Below are 7,300 nucleotides of genomic sequence, written 5' to 3'. Positions count from 1 at the left end.
AATCACCTTAAACTATCTTCTTATCTAGCCAGAGAGTTTTGGGGATAGCTCCGATCTCGCGTCCTGCTACCGCCCAAGTACCTACATCCTTGTAGGCAAGGCGAATTTACGCACCAATAGCTCGCTATTGGAAGTGAATTCAACGCAGTTAGCGCTAAAACTGGCTGCTAGAAAGGCATTAATTATCCGCAGCTCAGGTTAATTAATTCATATTTTAAGCTCAACAAGAGCTAATCGTGTTGAGCTTTACTTACCTCGAAATAAACTACTTAACGGTGAAAAACAGTTGGTACGTCAAGTAACGTCAGCATTTCTTCCTCAGGTAAACACTCTTGATTAATATACTGAGTGAGTTTGGGGTCACTGTCACAAAATAATATATCAAGTGCCAACCTATTTTTGCCATAAATACCGCGATGTATCATATTGGCTGAGAAAGCAAGAAGATCACCCGCTTTCAGTGGAATAGTTTTACCTTCTAACAGACTTTCATGATTATGATGCCCTGATTGCTCTAACCTCACATTTAACTCTTGAACTGTGTCCCAACGCTTGTGGGTACCTGGTATCAATTCTATTCCGGGCTCATCTTCCAGTGCTAACCGAAAGTGAACCACTTCGGGCCCCGACAACAACGCTTGTTTTTGCTCTTCGATGGTTAAATGGTATTGCGGATCTCGGTGCCAGTAATTGAGTTGAGTAGTGTTCACTGGGTTAAAAAATAGCTGAGTATTCATAAACCTAAACTCACCCGACAATATGGATGCGGCTAGAGACACCAGAGGAGTAGAAGCAATGAATTGAAAAAGGACAAGCCTTTGCTGTTCGCCTAGGTACTTTGGTGCAGTAAGATAGGCAGAATTTACGGCTCTGTTTTGATAAAAGTCATTATTGTCAGCCCGCCACGCATGATGAAACGCTAAAACGACTTGCTTTATTTTGTTTAGTTCGCCGGACGGTATAAAATTGTGTTTTATAACGTAGCCACATTCGTCAAAATCATGAGCTGACTTTACCATCACATATTGACCTCTGACATTGTCGGAAAATACCAGTAAATAAATTAACCCCCATGCGGCTTTATAAAAGCTAAGAGGCATTTAGCCCAATCAGAGTGCATATTTATCACCTCTTATCAGTGGCTTAAAAATAGTTGTTCTTTTTCATACCAATTCGCTCAGACAAGCGCACCTTTAGGCCATTCAAAGCGAACTGGTATTATTTACCTGAACTTCAGGTCATTGAATTTTACAGTCATAGAGCATCTAAAATAGCTTCTGCTTTACTAACTTCAAATTGCTTAGGTTGTTCTACATTGAGTGTTGTCACGACGCCGTCTTCAATAATCATAGCATAGCGCTGCGAACGTACACCGCCAAATGAACCGGTATCCATTTCAAGTCCTAACGCTTTGGTAAAGCTTGCATCGCCGTCTCCAAGCATCATAATTGCTTCTGCATTTTGTGCATCACCCCAAGCTTTCATTACAAAGGCATCGTTTACCGATACACAAGCGATGATATCAACACCTTTTTCTGCAAATTTATCTGCATTCACGACAAAACCGGGTAAATGAGACGCTGAGCAAGTTGGTGTAAAGGCACCAGGAACCGCAAACAGTACTACTTTCTTACCAGCGAACAACGCTGTCACTTCGTGATTAACCATGCCGTCTGAGGTAAGTTCGCTCAACTCGGTTTGTGGTAATTTTTGTCCAACTTCAATCATTGTTTAAATCCTTCATCTAAGGGCTAATTGCCTTGAGTTTGTTATATAACCTGAGCTTGGGATAGCTAATTTCTTATCCAAACCTGTGGTTATGATAGTCGAGAAATTGTGACTCATGACTACATTTCGATTCGTTTTATATCTACTTGTGGGATTTCGTAACCAGTAAATAGCAACCATTGCTTTTCTGCTATATATGCAAGCCCGCGACTTCGGCTAAAGCTACGTTCTGGCACACGGATAATGTCTTTGTGCGCTTTACTGTTAAAGTCGAAATAACTAATCCGAAAGTCCCCTCGACGAACATATAAATAGTAAAGCCCAGCGTCAGATACTGACCAACTTGCGCTCGAAGCCAAGTGTGCATTTTCAAATAACAACGTGTCGACCCCAGTTGCCTGATCGATACGCCACATTTCTTGTGTCTCGCTTTTATATACGTACAACATCCCGCTATGTTCAAGCGCAGTGGTGCCAGTAGTTAACTTCACTGGAGCGCGTTTTGAATCAAGAAAGATGCGAAATATATTGTTGTCATCAGAAATATAAATTGAGTTACCGTCTTGAGACCAGCTGGGTTTACCGTGATACTTTAGCCCAGTTTCTAGCTGCGTTACTTGTTTAGTGGCCATATCCAAAAGTTGAAGTTGGCTTCCTTGGTGTGACTTTGTAGTAAAAATTACTTTTGTGCCATCAGGTGACCATGCAGGGTGCATTGCTTGTAACCCAAGATCTGTCAGTTGTATTCGTTGATCGCCTTTCAAATTAGACACCCAAATTTCATCAAATCCTGATTGGTTAGACACAAAGAGTAAACGCTCCAACACAGCTGAATAACTGGGATAACGGAAGCTAGTTTGTGATTGTAGTAATGGAAAGGGTGAACTGGTGACTTGCGCGTTAAGGTCAAGTTTCATAATAGAAGTATTGATGTTCCAGTCATGAAAATATAAACGACCTGATTGACTAAAACTTGGGTAACTTAACCCATTAAATGGCAATGTCCCCAATACTTTACCTTCAAGTGAAAGTTTATACGCGCTGCGTGTGCCGTGTTCAATCATTGATACAACCAAATAATCATCATTGGGATGCCAACTCACGCCACGCAAATCATCACGCCCACTTAATATTTTAACTTCCCTCCCTGTATCCAAGTTTTTCAAATAGAGATTTTCAAGTCCGTTCGGCAAGTTGCGACTAATCACGATTTGCTTGGCATCGGGAGAAAGCGCAATACTTTCAAGCCTCCCCCCTTCACAATCTAGCTCACAACCTAATTCAGTCGCTGTTTTATCGTTTAAATTTAGCAAGGTTACTTTTGGAGGATCCGTAAGGTCTTGTTTTGCGATAAATCCAAGAAGGTTTTTTTCATTAGAATAGCTTAAGGTAGTGGTCGTATCTGCAATACAGCTAGCTATATTTGACTGTGTTTTGGTCTCTATATCCAGTGACTTAACCGTACATGTCCCTGAATGCTTCTCTATATAATAGAGCGTGCGGTTATCTCGCCCCCACACTGATACCGACACATTTCCAGGACCATCTACTAATACTTCAAGGGGTTCATCAGGACGTTTTAGATTTTTTAAATATAGCCCTGCATGGCTGCCAAACTTCCGCCAAGCAAATGCTAGGTACTGCTCATTCGGGGAAACACTAGGAAATAGCTCACGTCCAGGATAATCAGTCACGCCTTCGAGTTGATGACTTGACTGTTCAACTAAGAAATATATAAAAACACTGAGTAGAATGAATAGTGTAGCTACTATCCCTGTCACTTTGAGCTTGAAAGGTACACTTTGCTCATCAGGCTTACAGGGAGTAGCCTTAATATCAATAAAGATTGGCTGTACTTTTAGTCTATATCCAGACTTTCTTATGGTTTCGATCACCTCAAAATCAGCAGTACCGCTTTCTTCTTTGTTGCTTGCAAGTAGGGTTTTAAAAGTTTTGCGAAGATGCCAAATTGCATTAGTTAGCGCTTTCTCTCCAACAAATAGATTCCCCCCCCAAACCTGCTCAATGATTTCTTCTCGAGTAACTACGCTTGGGTAAGCAAGCGCCAATACTGTCAACACTTCGATAAATTTAGGCTGGACACAACACTCCTGCCCGGCACTGGACAAAATATGTCCAACCGGATCAATATTGACATCTAATAACTGATAAGTCGCACTGTGCTGCATTTTTAAAGCCATGAGTAAACACGTTGTAAATCATACCTAAATTAGTGACCAAAAGACAAAAGTAACGCGATAAACATCATGGCAACAATGCAACACCTCAAAAAAAAGATATAACAATCTGAATTATATGCTTATTTTTTAATAGATATTAAATAGAGTTAAAAACGTCAAAGAATAGATGTCCAATTCGTTGCATGAATTATAGTGACGGTCACAATGGCTAAAATGAGGTGCAATGCTTTTTTGCTTAGTCAAAACAATGAGGTATGTACTTCTTTCAACAAGCCCTAACTATCTAATAAATAAACAACAATCAGAAATTAAAAGAGGGACTCCCGTGTCACCTAACAATAATATTAAATTACTCGCCCTATCTATTGCGCTAGCATGTAGTAATACAGCAACTGCAGAAGAGCAAAAAGTTGACCGTCAACAAGTTGAACAAAGTAGTTCGGTAGTTACAAAGCAAAGTGAAGATAAGTCACTAGAAAAAATCGTCATCACCGGTTCTCGCATCAAGCGTGATAGCTTCTCGGTGCCGACTCCTATCGCCACTATGGGGGCTGAGTCTCTCAATGATGCAGGCTTCGGTTCGCTTTCAGAAATTCTCTATGAAGAAATGCCTCAGGTCAGTGAAGGAACTGGCAATGGTAACTCGCAAAGCAGTGTTCAAAATACAGGGCTTTCAACCATCGACCTCCGCGAACTAGGTGTCAGTAGGACGCTCACTTTGATTGATGGTAGGCGAGTAGTTTCTAACAGTTATTCGGGCAACTATGTAAGCCTATCAACCATTCCCAAAGGTATGGTTGAGCGAGTTGAAATCATTACTGGTGGTGCATCAGCGGCGTATGGCTCCGATGCAGTTGCAGGTGTTGTGAACATCATTACTCAGCAAGATCAAGAAGGGGCTACATTTAGTGCTCGGGGTGGGGAAAGTACCGAAGGCGGCGCTCGTGAATATACGGTAAATGCTGATTACGGCACGACTTACGATAATGGTAAAGGCTACTTATTTGTCAGTGCTACATACGACGAAGAAAAGGGGCTAAGCTACTGGGACAGGAAGCGTGCTCAGCAACAAGATAGCTGGGACTACGATACCGACCGTATGTGCAACGTGATGCTCACTGCCGACTACGATCCTGATACAAAAAGTGCCTATCATTGCATGAGAGATATTGATAAATCCCAGTGGGCAAGTTTAAGCGACTCAATTCCCGGTGGTGTATTTGATGAATCAAGCAGTGCCAAACCTAACTCCGGCTTTTGGTATGACGGCACTACCTTACGTGACGATTGGCAAGAAGAGCTTCACGGTATCAATTTCAACCAATTTACGATGTTAAAGGTGCCTGACAAAGATCTCTCAGCGGCAGTTAAAACAGAGTACGAATTTGATTCTGGCATAGAAGCTTACTTCCAACTGCAATATAGCCGCAATACCTCGCGGAATGTTAAATCACCAGAAAGTGAGGATGAGTGCGATGCGATTGTGACCTATGACCCAAACAGTAATCAATTTGGCTCCGACTGCATGGGCCGTATCCCCTATGATAACCCATATATGCCAGAAGCAATTCGAGCTGAGGCAAGCTCAAAAGGCGTAAAGTGGGATAGGCTATTTACTGAAGTTGGTAATATCGTCAATAGCAATGAAAGAACGACTATCAGATCTTGGGGTGGCCTACGTGGCTACATCTGGGATGATTGGGAATGGGATGTTTCTGTAGGCTACGGTAAATTTAAGCAAGAACAAACCCGCAGTAACGAAATTTACGTTGCGCGAGTTAAACAAGCGCTAAATGCTGAGCGCCTTGCTGATGGTACGATTCAGTGTAAAGATGAGCAAGCACGTAGCCAAGGCTGTGTACCAATTAATTTATTCGGAGAAGGCTCAATCACGCCCGAAGCGGCAGACTATATTCGCGCCAATCCTTCCATTACGACCGATATAGACCAAGTGACGGTATCTGGCTTTGTTACAGGTGATTTATTTGAGCTCCCGGCTGGATCTGTTGGCTCGGCATTTGGTTTTGAATATAGAAAAGATACACAGAGCGTATCAACCAACGTGCCAAATGGTGGCGTAACGTTTAACTATGTTCCTACATTTGAAGGCGATGTAAGCGTTCGTGAAATCTTCGGTGAATTATCGTTACCGCTATTAAAAGACGCGCCAATGGCAAAATCGCTTAGCGCTGAGGTCTCTGCTCGTATCGCAGATTACAGCTGGGCAAATACGGGATTAATCCAAAGTTACAAGGCTGGCTTTATTTATGAGCCAATCGAAGGTTATTCCATTCGTGCAAACTGGGCTCGAGCCATGAGAGCACCGACAATCACCGAACTTATGTCACCACCTCGTGGCGACTATGATAGCTTTGATGATATCTGTGATGGTGTTACCGCGACGTCAACCGATGCAGGCCATGACAACTGCCGCAAAGATGCGGGAATACAAGCCACTATAGCCGCTGAAGGTACTTTTGAAGACGAAAATAACGGCTACTCACCCAACTCAGGAAATAGCGAGCTGTTTGAAGAAACCGCAGATACCATCACCATTGGTTTATCTTTAGCGCCTTCCTTTGCGCCGGATTTTAGAATTGCGCTAGATTACTACGATATTCAAATTGATGATGCGGTAAGCTCACTGGCTAACGAAGACATCATTAAGTTCTGTTACGCTTCGTCTATGGAATTCGGTGATAGTAACGAGTTTTGTCGTGATATTAAACGCGATGAAGAAGGGCAGATTTATGAAGTCAATCAACGTGTCATCAACACGGATGAGATCCGCACTAAGGGTTACGATATCGCACTAGAGTATGTGTATGACGCTAGCGATTACGGTAGCTTTAAGGTGAAAGCCGATTGGACACACGTGATCGAATACTCAATCACCAGTACGGGTCCTGACGGGCAATACGAAGACCTTTATGAAGGCTACCTCAGCACCGATATTTTTGAAGACAAAGGCGCTATTTCACTGACTTGGTATAAGAATGATTGGCGTGTACGTTGGAGCACAAAATATAAAGGTGCAGTAGAAGCCAGCCGTTCGAGATATGAAGACTGGCAAGCTGCTATCGAGAAGAATAATGAACGCTGTGCAACAGGTGAAACAACCTGTATAGCCAATCCAGAGCCGCTCTGGCAAGGTGCGCTGCCATCAGTTACGACTCATAGTTTAACGGTAAACTACAGCATGGAGCTAGGCGATAACCGCACTCTCTCTGTTTATGGTGGTGTGAATAACCTGTTCGACGAAAAAGGTCCGTTCATCGTCGGCGGTACAGGTAATTTTGATAGCGCCTATGGCTCAGGCGTAGGACGCTTTGCGTTTATTGGGGCAAAATACCAGTTTTAGACTTCTGCAT

At 42.7% G+C, this 7,300-nt stretch carries 4 protein-coding genes; 1 reads left to right on the top strand and 3 read right to left on the bottom strand.

Annotation, left to right across the window (positions count from 1 at the left end):
• Positions 1 to 269: 269 nt before the first annotated feature.
• The 3 genes from CWC03_RS16560 to CWC03_RS16550 form a co-directional block, all read right to left on the bottom strand.
• On the bottom strand, positions 270 to 1,100 hold the full coding sequence (locus tag CWC03_RS16560; protein WP_138582822.1) for a phytanoyl-CoA dioxygenase family protein: 831 nt from the start codon (positions 1,098 to 1,100) through the stop codon (positions 270 to 272).
• Between the two features lie 154 nt (positions 1,101 to 1,254).
• Complete coding sequence (locus CWC03_RS16555) at positions 1,255 to 1,728, bottom strand: peroxiredoxin (RefSeq protein ID WP_138582821.1); 474 nt, start codon at positions 1,726 to 1,728, stop codon at positions 1,255 to 1,257.
• A 119-nt stretch (positions 1,729 to 1,847) separates the two neighbouring features.
• A complete protein-coding gene (locus CWC03_RS16550) occupies positions 1,848 to 3,929 on the bottom strand; it encodes a winged helix-turn-helix domain-containing protein (RefSeq protein WP_249314060.1) in 2,082 nt (693 codons plus the stop codon).
• Between the two features lie 325 nt (positions 3,930 to 4,254).
• Here CWC03_RS16550 and CWC03_RS16545 point away from each other — a divergent pair, with 325 nt between their 5' ends.
• The gene (locus CWC03_RS16545) at positions 4,255 to 7,290 is read left to right on the top strand and encodes a TonB-dependent receptor domain-containing protein (RefSeq protein WP_138582820.1); all 3,036 of its coding nucleotides are present in this window, start codon (positions 4,255 to 4,257) and stop codon (positions 7,288 to 7,290) included.
• Positions 7,291 to 7,300: the final 10 nt, after the last annotated feature.

Source organism: Pseudoalteromonas sp. S2755, assembly GCF_005886535.1.
Taxonomy (GTDB): domain Bacteria; phylum Pseudomonadota; class Gammaproteobacteria; order Enterobacterales; family Alteromonadaceae; genus Pseudoalteromonas.
Note: the sequence above shows the minus strand (reverse complement) of the source record. Positions and strands in the feature narration are given on the sequence as shown.